The organism is Neoakkermansia glycaniphila (assembly GCF_001683795.1).
GTDB classification, from domain to species: Bacteria; Verrucomicrobiota; Verrucomicrobiia; order Verrucomicrobiales; family Akkermansiaceae; genus Akkermansia; species Akkermansia glycaniphila.
In genome coordinates, this window is the sequence record NZ_LIGX01000018.1 from 55073 (window position 1) to 68857 (window position 13785).

Below are 13785 nucleotides of genomic sequence, written 5' to 3' on the forward strand. Positions count from 1 at the left end.
CATCCTGCGGCACACTGCCCCTCTTGCAGCCGGACGACTTCATGCCGTCCGGCTTTTCCATCTCGGAGCACGGCGGACATATCACCCGCCAATCCGCACAACAACCGGCACACGCCATTCAGTAATAAAAAGAATGGGCAACAACCCCGTATACAACTATCCAACAATTAGATAAAATGTAATTATATAGTTTGACAACATCTCAGGGTAGATTTACAAGGACAACAATATTAAGAATCCCTCTAATATGAAAATCCATTTACCTCTTCCTCTCCGGAAATGCCTCATGCAGTCTCTGATCGCCTCTTCCGGACTCGTTGCCATCTCATCGAATGCCCACGCCGGCATCATGAAACCGGAAATACCCGTCGTCACCTACCGCGACTTTGCGGAAAACAGGGGCCAGTTCGCAGCCGATGCACTCAACGTCCCCATATACGGAAAAGACGGCTCCATCCTCGGCTATATCCCCCGCATGATGAGCTTCGACAGCGTCAACGACGGCGCATTCGCATCCCTCGTCGACCCTCAATTCACAGCCTCGGCCGGACATGTCGGATACACGGACAACATGACATTCTCCGGCCGCTTCATCGGCAATGCCAACAGCACCGTATACGGACGCATCGCCGACCAATTCAGCTCGACGGACTTCAAACTGACCCGCCTGAACAAAATCGTCACGGAAACGGAAGCGGTATCCATCATGACGGATACGGAAATCATGCAAAAACTGGCCAAGGGTGAAGGCCTCGTCCTTCGCGTCGGAGCCGGCGGTACGGCGATTGCCACCGGATACGGCCAGCAGGACTACCTCGGATACGGTCATGTGCGGAGGCACCATCCAATTCATCGGAGGAGGCATGGATGCCAATAAAAACTGGGGATTCTCCCTCGTCATCGAACCCGGAATCGACCCCGACAACGTCCTTCAAATCGGCACGCTCGGGGGCGACAGCGGCAGCCCCGTCTTCGCCTGGAATGAAAAAACGAACCGATGGGAATACCTCGCAGCCAACTCCGCAGGAGGCGGCACCGGAGCCGGATACGGAAAAACCAGCTACCTCAAGGCAGCGCCGGAATGGAGCATGCAAACCATCGCCTCCTACAAAGACCCGGTCATCACCGTCGATCCCACAGGCGGAGCCATCCTCTGGAAAGCCACCGACAGCCAGGGCATCGGCACCCTCACGCAGGACAGCAGCTCCTGGACCTACCACGGCCTTGCCGACGGCATCATCGGATGGAACCCCAACGGCACGCAAGCCGCCACCGACGCCCAGATGAATGCCACCCGCGACCTCATCTTCGACGCCACCCAGTCCCCGCAAACCATCATCCTGCAAAACTCCATCGACATGGGCGCGGGCTCCCTCACCTTCAAGGGAGACTACATCCTCGACAGTGCAGATCCCTCCTTCACCCTCAACTCGGCAGGCTTCATCATCGAACGCGGAGCCCTCGTCGAAACGCGCCTCTCCGGCAAAGCAGGAGACGAATGGCGTAAAATCGGTGCCGGCACACTCGTCATCTCAGGCACGGGCAACAACGAAGCCAACCTGAACCTCGGCGGAGCCGGCATGATCATCCTCGACAGGCAAAACGGCTATGCCGCCAAAAACATCCTCCTGAACGGAGGTGCAGCCACCCTCGTCCTCATGGGCGAAAACCAGATCGGCGGCACACTCACCTTCGGCTTCCGCGGCGGCATCCTCGACATGAACGGCCACAACCTCGCGTGGAACGGCATCAGCCATCATGACGACGGCGCCGTCATCGCCAACTTCGGCACCAGCTCCTCCACCGCATTCACCTTCACGGGCAGCGGCAACCAAACCTATAAAGGTGGATTCCTCGATGGCAAAACGCAGAACAACGGCCTCCTCACCGTCATCTACAACCCCGGCAGCGCCGACTCCACATGGACCCTCACGGGCAACTCCGGCAACCGCGGCGGCTACATCGTCAACGGAGGCACCCTTGCCATCCGCGGCACCGTCACCCAGCACGCAGGGGGAACCACCTACACCAACCCCAACGACTGGCACTACGCCAACCTCGACACCTCCACCATCACCGTCAACAACGGAGCCACCCTCACCATTGCCGACCACGCCAAAGTCACGGCCGACATCATCGTCAACCAGGGCACCTTCAAACTCACGGAAGGCATCTTCCTCGCAAACGGAGAATCTGTCGACGGCAGCCAGCCGGGCACCGTCAACCCCGCCCTCTACGGCCACACGGGCACCGTCACCCTCAACGGCTCCGGCAGCACCATGCACGTCGCCATCACATCGGCGGCTTCACCGGAAATCTCCTATGCCAACAACATCTCGGGCCAGGGCAACTTCCTGAAAACGGGAGGCTCCGGCATCTACCTGCAGGGCAGCAACACCTTCTCCGGCACCAAAACAATCGAAAACGGCTATGTCCGCGGCGGCAGCCTCGCCGCCATGGGCGACACCTCGACCAACAAATGGAAAATAGGGGAACAAGGCGTCCTCCTTGTTGAAAACATCGGAGCCGGGCAAGCCCTCACAGACGTACTTCCCATCATCGACCGCACCTCCACAGGCGTCGTCGCCCTCACCGGAAATCAGGACCGCGCCATTGACCTCTCCACTCACTCCGGCCTCATCGTCGGTGCAGCCAGTGGACGCACCATCGAATACGGCCAAAACGGCACATCCGAAACCCTCGGAGCCGTCAACGGCGACTGGACCGTCGGCGGAGGAGGAGGCACGCTCAACCTCAACTTCCGGCTTGAAGACAGCGCAGACGGCACAGCCCGCAAACTCACCGTCGGCAACCGGTACGGAACCGGAACCGTCGTCCTCACCAACACGGCCAACACATTCAGCGGAGGCATCGACATCAAAGGCCGCATCATCCTCGACTACACGGACATCGCGGCCCTCGGCTCCGGCCAGGTCAACCTCGACTACGGCACCATGGCCTCGCTGGGCAACACGCCCCAGCTCATGATCGGCAAAACATCCGCCTCATCGGAAGGCATCCTCCTCATCAGAAATGAAGGAGCCTCCGCCACTGCCGACCTCGACATGACATCCAAACCCTCCGCAGCCCTCGGCGCATGGGGAACCGTCCGCTACACGGGCAACATCACCGTCGGCGCCAACCAAACCTACCGATTCGGAGGCAACGGCACACTCATCCTCGGCCAGACGCTGGCCGCCAACGGAACCAACGGCATCCTCATCGATGCTCAGGGAACGCAGGGAGGCATCATCGCCCTTGAATCAGCCTCCGCCACCACAGGCAACATCATCATCAGGGGCAACCGGGACCAATCGGCAGCCGGCAGCATCACCCTCCGGCTCGACACCGACCATGCGCTTGACCAGGCCTCCGGCACCAGCATCCTGAATGGCGGCATCCTCGACCTCAACGGCCGCGCCGCCACCCTGCGCGACCTCGACCTTGCAGGAGGCACCGTCGGCAACACCTCAGCCACCGCAGCAACCCTCGGCCTTGAATTCGTCAACCGCACGGAACTCAAGGGAGGCCTCGCCGGAAAACTCGACGTCACCTACCGAACCACCCTGCCCGGAGCCGTCACCCTCTCCGGAGCCAACACATACACCGGCACCGCCACCCTCGCCTCAGGCACCTACAACCTCACGGCGGCAGGAGCCTTCGGCAGCAATACCAACACGCTCGTCATCACCCAGGGAGCAACCCTCAACATCACATCACAGGTTGCACTCGGGCAAAAACTCACCGGAACGGGCACGCTCAACCTCAACGTCGCCATGAGCGGCAACCTCCTGACCAACACGGCCAGCGACTTCCGCGGCACCCTCAACCTCAATGCGGGTCGCCACACCTTCGCCCAGAACAACATCGGCACAGGCTGCACCATCGTCGTCAATGAAGGTGCACAGGCCTACCTCTCGGGCACCTTCGACAACAACTTCATCCTGAACAGCACCGGATGGAACGCCAGCGACGTAGCCAAAGCGGGAGCCCTTCGCGTTGACGGAGGCACCATCAACGGCAACATCACCATGATGAAATCCGTCTCCATCGGCGCCTACAACGGAGCCGCCACCATCAACGGCAACATCATCGGCACAGGTTACGACCTCACCAAGCTCTACGGCAACACGCTCACTCTGAACGCAGCATCCAACAACACATTCCGCAACCTCAACATCAACGGCGGCACACTTGCCATCTCCGGATCGGCCACCTCCGCCACGGCAGGCACCGCCCTCGGCACGGGAACCGTCACCCTCATCAACGGCACCACGCTCAACCTGGCCTCATCCGCCGCAAGCGCAGAATACACCTATGCCAACGGATTCGTCTTCAATGCCAACAGCAAACTCAACATCACGGGAGGAGCGCAGACACTGGCCGGAACCGTCAAAATCAACGGAACCACCACCATCGACACCGGCGCCGGAACCGCACTCACCCTGTCCGGCCAGCTCTCCGGCACTGCCCAGCTCACCAAAAACGGCACAGGCACCCTCGTCCTCTCCGGCAACAACACGGGCAAAACAGGCAACCTCCTCATCTCCGGCGGCACCTTGCGTGCCATAGGAACCAATGCACTGGGATCCATGAACACCACCATGGCATCCGGCACCGTGCTTGACCTCGGAGGCAGCGGCATCACCAACCTCGACATGCACGGAGCCACCCTCACCCTCTCCGGGCAAAACACCCTCCTGTACAACACCGCCTTCTCGGGAAGCACCTTCCTCATCGACAGCCTGGCATCCGTCAACCTCATCGCATCCGGCACCGTCACCATCGGCCTAAACCCCACAGCTGGACTGGGCCTTGGCAGCTACACCCTCATCGACAGCACCCGGCCACTCGACCTCGGCTCCTTCACCCTATCCGGTGCCTCCGTACAATCCCGCACCAAAGTCGCACTCACCCTCGGAGGCACGAACAACAACCGGCTCATCCTCAACATCACCGGAGGACTGCCGGAAAACGTCGTCTGGAAAGGAACGGGCACCCTCGAAACCTCGGTAGCCAACACGGCCAACATCACCTCCTCCGACAACACATACTACAACTTCGACAACCTCACCCTTGCCGAACAATCCTCCGCAACCACAGCCAGCCACACCCTCACCCTCGGAGGCAGCGGCATAGCCCCCGCCTCCATCCTCGTCACCGGGCATGACAACTACACCGTCACCGGAGCAGCCATCACAGGCACCGCCTCCCTCACCAAAGAAGGCAGCGGCACCCTCACACTGTCATCGGCAAACAGCTACACGGGAGGCACCGACATCCGCCAGGGCATCGTCAATGCACAAACGGCTGGGGCCCTCGGCACGGGAGGCATCATCGTACGCACCGGAGGCACACTCAAAGCCACTGACGCCGCACTCTCCGGCAACAACCTCACCCTTGAAGGCGGCCGCACCGAAATAAGCGCAGCCGGAATCTCCAAAGCCGGACTCGTCACCATGAAAAACAACGGCACATGGCTCCTCACCGCAGCGGGCACCGCCACAGGAACCATCGCCATCGCCGCCGGAGACACGGGCACCATCCACACCAACGGCAAAAACCTCACATGGAACGGCGACCTCTTCGGCGAAGGCACACTCACCAAACAGGGGACAGGCAGCATGATCATCGGCAAAACGCAAAATACGGCATGGACGGGAACCATCGACGTCGCACAGGGCATCCTGCAACTCGGCATCGACAAAAACACCGCCGTCTCCACACTCGGCCACGGGCGCATCAACATAGCATCCGGAGCCACCCTCGCCCTCAAATCGGGCACAGCCACCCACGCCACAGACCTCTCCTTCGCCAACGGATCAACCTTGGCCGTCTATGACGGAGCCGGAGGCACCCTCGCCGCGCCGAGCTACAAACTCACGGGCGACATCACCCTCGGAGGAAAACTCAACATCGCCCTCACATGGGGAAAAATCACCGAACTCTCCGGCACCATCAGCGATGCGGCGGGAGCCACGGGCTCCATCTCCATCACCGGCAGCAGTGAAACACCTATCCTCCTCCTCTCCGGTGCCAACACCTTCACCGGAGGCGTCACCCTCAACTCAGCCGCCACCCAGCTCTGCATCACCAACCGCCAATCCCTCGGCACGGGCGACTTCACCTTCACCCAAGGAACGCTCCGATGGAAAAACTACCAGGGAGGCACTGTCGGCGCCATCATCCTGAACGGCACAAACGGCACGCGCTCCTTCAACACGGATACAGCCACCATCACCATGGCCAACGCCATCACCGGAAACGGCAGCCTCACCAAAACAGGAGCAGGCCTCCTCCGCATCGACGGCGCCTTCACCCACACCGGGGGCACCACCGTCTCGCAAGGCACGTTGGCCCTCCGCTTCAACGGAAACGCCGCCGACATCTCCGGCAACATCGCCATCGCTCAAAATGCCGCCCTCTCCATCGAAACCACGGCCCGCCTCAACGGCAACATCGCCGGAAACGGAGAACTGCGAATCGAACAGGGAGCCATCGCCATCGTCAACACCGCCAACACATTCACCGGAACCGTCAACACCATCGGCACCACCGTCCTCAACCACCAGCAGGGAGCCGCCAATGCCATCGTCTCGCTCAACGGACAAGATGCGCAGCATAAAGCCTCCCTCATACTTGCCACCACCAACACCACGGTTGCCGGACTCTCCGGCAACAAACACAGCATCATCGATGCGGGCAACACCTCCGGTCAGCCCGTCGTCGTCCCGCCGCGCCGGCTCAACGTCGCATCGGCGGTCGACACCACCTTCAGCGGCACCGTCACAGGCAGCGTCTCCATCGTCAAAACGGGAATCGGCACCCTCGCCATGAATGGGGCCTCCATCATCGGCAACATCACACTCGGCGATAGCCAAAGCACCCTCAGCCTCGCCAACACCACACTGGAATACATTGGCACGGGCAACGATCCCAAACTATTCGTCTTACAGGGCAGCCTCACGCTGGACAACAGCAACAGCATCGACATCAGCCAGCTCGCATACCACTCATCCTACGTCACCTTCCTCACCGGAACGGACGCTACCGCAGGCACGGGCCTCGTCCTCACGAACGACATACGCGACCTCAGCATCCGCCTCAACATCGCCTACGGCGCCCTCGACACGGAAACACTGGCCGGAACCTCCTTCACCGTCAACGGCAACAACCTCCCCGCCTGGCTCGCCGGACTCGACACCAACACCTACACCCTCCAATTCGAAAACATCGACGAAAACAACCAACTCGCCTACATCACCATCACAGGACAGGGAACGACCGCCTCCGCCACAGGCATACAGGCCATATTCGCACCAAGGCTCGCCTCCATGGCCTACAACACGGCCAACGGCACCTCCAACATCCCAGAACCCGCCACCACAGCCCTCATCCTCCTCGGCGCAGCAGGACTCCTCGTCCGCCGCAGAAGAATAGCATAAAGCAACAGCGGACGAACCTCACCAGCCACTCACCGCAATCCGCAAACATCGAAAAAACCGGGAGCCTCACAACTCCCGGTTTCTTCATCGATAGCCCATTACATCCAACTCGCGCCAACACCGAGCAAAAACAGTCGCCAGCTCACTTCGACGGCACAATCCTCAGTGACCGGGCAACATTCATCAGCCCCTCCGCCTCCTTACGGCTTGGAGCCATAATCGTCACATGAAGAAAAATCTCCTCACGCCCTCTCCGGGCGGCAGGCACAACAGCCTCCGCCATCCATCCCTCCTCCATCTCGAACAGCATCCACTCCGCCTCCGATCCGGCCAGAGCTGCCTTCTTCGTCTCCACGGCATCATCCTTCTTCAAACCATACTCCGGGTACGACATCCCGGGATGATCGCCCAGAAACACACTCAGACCACCCCAATCGTCGCTTCCGGCACGGCGCATCTTCTCGAACACCGCAATATAAAAACCGTCTCCCTCCTGCATATGGTATACATACCCCTTCGGCACATCGACTGCATACCGCTTCCCCTCCTCGTATGACGGCAAGGACTGCACCCGCGCGTCGAGCGGCAACACGCCGCCACCTGGCGTCAGAGACATCACCACCTCCTCGGCCATCTTCATGCAAGCGGCATGATTCGTGGCGAACTCCTCATCGAACAACAGCTGCACCCTCTGCAAACTGCCGTCCTTCTGGCGCACATTAGCCACCGCATATAGATAACCGCTCGAACCGTCGAAATCCGGCTTTTCCTTGCGCAAGGCATACGTCACATCCTCACCCGCCTTGCCCAACCGATAGACCTCGCCCCTATCATTCAGACTCTTCATCGCCTTCAACTCTGCCTCCGGATAACCATCCTGCGCATAGGAAAACAACTCCCGGGCAAAAAACACCATCCTCTTCCCATCCCGATCAAGTACCATCCTCGCCTCGGAAGCGCCGCTGGCCTCCGGCTCCATCAACCCTCTTTGGCGGCCCTCTATCCGGCATCCCTGCGGCAAACGAACTTTCAAACGGCCGTTCAACAGAACAAACTCCTTGGAAGCCTCGCCGCCCCCCTTCATTTTCACCTGAATATCTTCAGCGTGAGCAACAAACAACGGAGCCACCGCAACGGCTAACAACAGAGTAGAATGGGTCAAAAAAGACATAGCCGATGCTACCCCCGCACAGCGCCCGCGTCAAGCCACCATACCGGAAAATCCGGTCTATTGCAAACAACCGGGATTGAAAAGGTAATAAACCCCGCCCCATACAGGACTCGTCACAGCCAGAACCATCGTCACGGGCACATCGACACATACGATCGCTACCCCCTGGGTCGCACGCACCAGCAAACTTGCCTGTCCATTCACCGAATAAGTGGATGTCCTGCCTGTCATCAGGCGTTCCAGATACACATTCGACTCGTACGACTCGGGCGGATCGGCAAACAGCATTCTTCCCTTCTTACCTATTTTCCCATAAATCCTCGCTTCCTTCGGATCAAACGAAGACGCCGACAACACCAGCCACTCCGTTCCTCTTCTTTCATCGGCCTCCGATGCGCGGCAACGTTCCGACAAACGATCAGCCACCCATCGGCTGACCTCCACATAAGCCGTTTCTACCGGGCGCTCATGATCACGCGTATAAGTCACAGGCTGTGAAGTACCGAACGAAGCCGTACCCCACCAATGGGGACTGCGATCATATGGCAACATTTCCACCTGCACATAAAAATGATCCTTCCCATCCTTCTCACGCTTTACATACACCGCATCTCCAACAGCAGCACCTCTCACGGAATGAGTCACTCCGCATTCACCTATCTTCTCCCCAGTTCTCAAAAATGGAAAACAGGAACAAAGGCAGCAGCACATAACCAGTACAACCACACCAAAACGGCACATGCGGCAAAACCGCCGCACATCATTTATAAGAGAAAACGTCATCATAAGGGATGTTCTAGGCTATACGACCACCACCACCCAGTCAAGCCTAACCAAAACGAACATCTGCGTCATCCCTCATCAGCCACACTCCTACCCTGCCCAAAACATCGGCCACACCCTTTGCTCACTGTTCCCTCCGTCGTATCGACTCTCCCCGCACCACTAACGGACATGTCCGACGAAAACATGAAAACAAACAGGGACAGAACAACCAGAAACAGCCGCAATACAACCAATCACCTCCCCTCCTCCAACTCGGCTTTTCGGTCGAGAATACGCCGCAACACAGCATCCCGATCCTCCTCCGGAATCTCGACCCTGTGACCTCGATAATCACTGGTCATTGCAGCCAGCGCCCCTCCGATATGGTGTGTATCGAAAATGGGCAGCTTCCATGTCGACGGCTTCTCGGCATCGGGCACATAGGCGAAATCCTCGGCTGCATGTTCCACGCCGTCCACATCCTTTGTCTTGATTGCATCGTCATCACTCATAGCGTTTTCTGATAGAACCTTGCTGCCAGTTTAAAAACGACGCATATCTTTGTCAACAAGCATCGTTAACAATTAGCACCCTGGAAACGAACCGCGACAATCGTCAGACAAATCCTAATCCACACCACAAAAAAACCTCGAACACACAGCATGCTCAAGGTTGATCAAAAATAATGGTACACGGAGAGGGATTCGAACCCCCGACCAACTGCGTGTAAAACAGCCGCTCTACCACTGAGCTATCCGTGCACAAACGGGTTACGGCACTACATTAGCACCTTTTACCGCGAAATCAAGCGCAAATTTCCGAAAAACGCCTGCATGCAGAAAGTTCATGCAAGCGAATTCCGTCAATAGCCGTATCCCGCTACATCCCTGCCGGATGCAATATCCAGCAGAGAAGCCAGCCTGTACACCGCCGGACGCCGCCCGCTCGCTTCATACCGAAGCTCCACGATCCCGGCCTGCACCACCTTGTTCAACAGGCTGCGGGCCGTCGTCGTCGGACATTCTTTCAACCGTTCGACCATCTTCGGAATCGTGAACGTAGGCATGGTAAAGATGGCATCCTGCACCTTCTGAGCATGTTCCGAATGCGTCGCGTGGCGGAATTGCTCTTTCAAGTCTTCATACAATCGAATGATTGCAGCCGAGCGGCGCACGTTTTCCTTGGCCTGCGAATCGATTGCTCTCAGGAAGAACTGAATCCACGCCTCCCATTCGTCATATTCATGTACGCCATGCAGCCGGGCATAGTATTCGTCCCTGTGCGCTTCCAGATACGCACTCAGGTAAAACATGGGCCTGTGCAGCACTCCCTTGACATACAGGAAAAGAGGGATCATCAAGCGGCCGATGCGGCCGTTGCCGTCGAGAAACGGATGAATGATCTCGAACTGGGCATGCATGATCGCACTCTGCACCAGAGGATCCACATGATCCGTCTGCAAATACCGCATCCAACCGTCCAGGCACGCTTCCACAATCAAAGGAGAAGGCGGAACAAAAGTCGCATTTTCCATCGAGGCTCCCGGCCTGCCGATCCAATTCTGTTCCTGCCGGAATTCGCCGGGCGTTTTCGTGCTGCCGCGCACGCCGTCCAGCAGCAGCCGATGGCATTCCTTAATGAGACCGAGCGAGAACGGCCTGTCGCCAATGCTCGCCGATGCGTATTCCAAAGCTTTGCGGTAATTCTCGATTTCCACGATATCGGCTTCCTTGCCGCCGCCAAGATTGACGCCGGCTTCACAGGCATACACATCATCGACCGTGGCCAAAGTCCCTTCGATCATCGAAGATTGCGTCGCTTCTTCCGTGATGAACGGAGAGAGCAATACATCCGGATTGATGATGGTGTGAATCATGCCGTCATAGCGCGACAGAGATCTGTTCGCTTCGCCGAGTATCTGAACAAAGCGATTAATGTCCAGAGTATGCGGCGGCAATTCCACGGGAATGAAGGGAGTTTTCATGCGTATTATTTTATTCAATGAAGAATCATTCGTCAACACCGAATTCTCATTTATTGATACCGAAATACAATTTTAACATCAGCAATCAACTTTCTAAACATTAAAATACATATATAGTATCAACAAAACCTCTTCTTGTTATTCTCCCATCATCAACCATATTTGTTGACATCCAAACCACCTTTCAGCATCAACAAAACACATTCTTCCTATTCGAATCACATCAAATCACCTTGATGATATCCGATGGAACTTTTAATATCAACAAATATTCTTGTTACTATCCCGGCATCACCTATTCCTCTTGTTGACATCAAAAATCATTTTCGCCATCAACAAAAAGCCTCTCCTTCTTACAAAAAGGAGAGGCTTCCGGGAAAACTTCCGGCCCGAATCAAGCCTTCCACGGAGCAAAAAACTCCGCCACGGGCAGCCCGTCGGCAATATGCTTCAACAGAGCCGAACCGAACACGGCAGCATCGGGACGAGCATCCGGCGGCAGCACATCGAGCTGCGAAGGATGCTTGAGACCGAAGCCCAGAGCCAGCGGCAAAGTGAAAGCCTGCCGGGCATTCCGGACCGTATCCGCCACATGATCGATAGCATTGTTCGTGCCGCCCGTCGTGCCCAGCGTGGACACAATATACACGAATCCTTCCGCCCCTGCGGCATAGGATTGCATGCGCTCCAAAGAGGTATTAAGGCCGACAAGAGTCACAATGGAGATCCCGTGCGGCTTCACGGCGGCGCGGAACTCCCCAGCTTCCTCCAGCGGCATATCCGGCACGATGAAACCGCACACTCCCGCTTCGGCGGCATCCTTCGCCAGACGCTCATAACCGTACTGCATGAATGGATTGACATACCCCATCAGCACCAGCCGGGCGCGATACTGCCCCTTCCGGGCCAGCAGCCCGTCGATAATCCACTTCAGCGAAACGCCTTGCGCAAGAGCCTCCCGGCTCGCTTCCTCGATCACGGGGCCATCCGCCACGGGGTCTGAAAACGGCACGCCGATCTCGATCACATCCGCACCTGCCGCATCGATCTCCGCCAAAACATCCCAGAACCTCTCAGGTGAAGGAAATCCGGCAGTCAGGAAGGGAATCAGGGCCAGCCGCCCTTCTTCGCGGGCGGCGGCGATTGTTTCTTGTAAACTCATCATGGAATGAATAATTGATTGGTTGGAAAAACGGATGGAAAGTTCATTTGCCCTCCATGGCGGCATACTTCGAAATGATGCCGAGATCCTTGTCGCCACGGCCGGAAAGATTCACCAGCACATTGCTACCCGCCGGCACCTCCGCCGCATGCTCGAACACCCACGCGACTGCGTGCGACGATTCCAGCGCCGGGAGAATACCCTCCGAACGCGTCAGGCGGTGAAAGGCGCGCAACGCCTGCAAATCGTACACCACATCGTAGCGCACGCGGCCTATCGCGGCAAGATGCGCATGCTCCGGCCCCACGCCGGGATAATCCAGCCCGGCGGAAATGGAAGACGACTCCATGATCTGCCCATCCGCATCCTGCAGCAGCATCGTCCGCTGCCCATGCAGCACCCCGGGAGAACCGAGATTGATCGGCGCGGAATTCAGGCAACCCGGTTCCCCAGTACCTCCGGCCTCCACACCGATCAGCTTCACCTCCTCGTCGCCGACAAAGGGATGCAGCATACCGATAGCATTGGAGCCTCCGCCCACAGCGGCCACCACATAATCCGGCAGCTTACCGACGCGGGCAAGCATCTGAGCGCGGGCCTCGCGGCCGATCACACTCTGCAGCTCGCGCACAAGGGACGGGAACGGATGCGGCCCCGCCGCCGTACCGAAACAATACAGCGTATCATCCTGATGGGCGATCCAGTAGCGCAAAGCCTCGTTGATCGCATCCTTCAGCGTCCGGGAACCGCTCTCCACAGCCACCACCTCCGCACCCAGCAGATTCATACGCATCACATTAGGCGCCTGCCGCTCCACATCCTCCGCACCCATGAAAATCGTGCAGCGCATCCCGAAACGAGCCGCAGCCGTCGCCGTCGCCACGCCGTGCTGGCCTGCACCCGTCTCGGCCACAAGGTGGGTCTTGCCCATCATCTTCGCCAGCAGAGCCTGCCCGAGGGCATTATTGATCTTGTGCGCTCCGGTATGCAGCAAATCCTCACGCTTGAGCCACAGCTGGAACCCCAACTCGGCGGAAAGATTCGGACAATAGGTCAGCGGAGTCTCGCGCCCAGCGTAATTCTCCAGCAGATCACGCAAAGACTCGGTATAAACGGCGCCGGGCATGATATCGGCAATGGCCTGTTCCAGCTCGCGCAAGGGGGGAACCAGCAGCTCGGGCACATACATGCCGCCGAACTCGCCAAAATACCCCTCGCGGGAAGCATCGGATAATGGTGTATTGGTCATATGAATAAT

The 13785-nt window shown here is 58.1% G+C and carries 8 protein-coding genes and 1 tRNA gene; 2 read left to right on the forward strand and 7 right to left on the reverse strand.

The features are described 5' to 3' along the window. The first annotated feature begins 247 nt into the window (after nucleotides 1-247). Both AC781_RS04795 and AC781_RS04800 read left to right on the forward strand, forming a co-directional pair. On the forward strand, nucleotides 248-877 hold the full coding sequence (locus AC781_RS04795; protein ID WP_067774328.1) for a S6 family peptidase: 630 nt from the start codon (nucleotides 248-250) through the stop codon (nucleotides 875-877). Continuing rightward, on the forward strand, nucleotides 828-7445 hold the full coding sequence (locus AC781_RS04800; protein WP_071133388.1) for an autotransporter-associated beta strand repeat-containing protein: 6618 nt from the start codon (nucleotides 828-830) through the stop codon (nucleotides 7443-7445). The genes AC781_RS04795 and AC781_RS04800 overlap by 50 nt, the downstream gene beginning before the upstream one ends. A 142-nt stretch (nucleotides 7446-7587) precedes the next feature. On the opposite strand, the gene AC781_RS04805 is transcribed toward AC781_RS04800, so the two are convergent. From AC781_RS04805 to trpB, 7 genes are all read right to left on the reverse strand, one after another. Beyond that, nucleotides 7588-8535, reverse strand: coding sequence for a hypothetical protein (locus AC781_RS04805; RefSeq protein ID WP_141675755.1), 948 nt, complete (start codon nucleotides 8533-8535; stop codon nucleotides 7588-7590). Between the two features lie 138 nt (nucleotides 8536-8673). Further along, nucleotides 8674-9168 carry a hypothetical protein gene (locus AC781_RS04810; RefSeq protein WP_141675756.1) on the reverse strand — a complete coding sequence of 165 codons (495 nt, stop codon included), beginning with the start codon at nucleotides 9166-9168 and terminating at the stop codon, nucleotides 8674-8676. A gap of 467 nt (nucleotides 9169-9635) precedes the next feature. Then, nucleotides 9636-9893: a hypothetical protein gene (locus tag AC781_RS04815; RefSeq protein WP_067774340.1), complete on the reverse strand. Its 258-nt coding sequence runs from the start codon at nucleotides 9891-9893 to the stop codon at nucleotides 9636-9638. A gap of 174 nt (nucleotides 9894-10067) precedes the next feature. Then, nucleotides 10068-10142, reverse strand: a tRNA-Val gene (locus AC781_RS04820). Between the two features lie 101 nt (nucleotides 10143-10243). After that, nucleotides 10244-11365, reverse strand: a complete 1122-nt coding sequence (locus AC781_RS04825) for a Fic family protein (protein ID WP_067774343.1) — start codon at nucleotides 11363-11365, stop codon at nucleotides 10244-10246. A gap of 394 nt (nucleotides 11366-11759) precedes the next feature. Beyond that, nucleotides 11760-12530, reverse strand: coding sequence for a tryptophan synthase subunit alpha (gene trpA / locus AC781_RS04830; RefSeq protein ID WP_067774346.1), 771 nt, complete (start codon nucleotides 12528-12530; stop codon nucleotides 11760-11762). A gap of 40 nt (nucleotides 12531-12570) precedes the next feature. Further along, nucleotides 12571-13776, reverse strand: coding sequence for a tryptophan synthase subunit beta (gene trpB, locus AC781_RS04835; protein WP_067774348.1), 1206 nt, complete (start codon nucleotides 13774-13776; stop codon nucleotides 12571-12573). Nucleotides 13777-13785 lie beyond the last annotated feature (9 nt).

Bases quoted from the DNA above. Each gene is read 5' to 3' on its own strand.
- AC781_RS04795 (WP_067774328.1), top strand. From the start codon at position 248: ATGAAAATCCATTTACCTCTTCCTCTCCGGAAATGCCTCATGCAGTCT.
- AC781_RS04800 (WP_071133388.1), top strand. From the start codon at position 828: ATGTGCGGAGGCACCATCCAATTCATCGGAGGAGGCATGGATGCCAAT.
- AC781_RS04810 (WP_141675756.1), bottom strand. From the start codon at position 9,168: ATGTTGCCATATGATCGCAGTCCCCATTGGTGGGGTACGGCTTCGTTC.
- AC781_RS04815 (WP_067774340.1), bottom strand. From the start codon at position 9,893: ATGAGTGATGACGATGCAATCAAGACAAAGGATGTGGACGGCGTGGAA.
- AC781_RS04825 (WP_067774343.1), bottom strand. From the start codon at position 11,365: ATGAAAACTCCCTTCATTCCCGTGGAATTGCCGCCGCATACTCTGGAC.
- trpA (WP_067774346.1), bottom strand. From the start codon at position 12,530: ATGATGAGTTTACAAGAAACAATCGCCGCCGCCCGCGAAGAAGGGCGG.
- trpB (WP_067774348.1), bottom strand. From the start codon at position 13,776: ATGACCAATACACCATTATCCGATGCTTCCCGCGAGGGGTATTTTGGC.